Here is a 233-nt window from a genome sequence, read left to right on the forward strand (position 1 = left end):
AAACGACTCGCCTTTCTGCGGTAAAGAAGGCAAGTTCGTGACCTCCCGTAACATCAAGGAGCGTCTGGACAAAGAGCTGCTGTACAACGTTGCTCTGCGCGTTGAAGAAGGCGACTCGGCTGACAAGTTCAAGGTCTCCGGCCGTGGTGAGCTGCACCTCTCGGTACTGATCGAAACCATGCGTCGCGAAGGCTTCGAAATGGGTGTTGGTCGTCCGGAAGTGATCATCCGTC

At 55.4% G+C, this 233-nt stretch carries 1 pseudogene; it reads left to right on the plus strand.

Going from position 1 to position 233, the window contains the following annotated elements:
• Positions 1-233, plus strand: a pseudogene (locus P353_RS07515) (translational GTPase TypA); the annotation flags it as partial.

It is taken from the genome of Comamonas testosteroni (genome assembly GCF_000761245.1).
GTDB classification, from domain to species: Bacteria; Pseudomonadota; Gammaproteobacteria; order Burkholderiales; family Burkholderiaceae_C; genus Comamonas; species Comamonas testosteroni_C.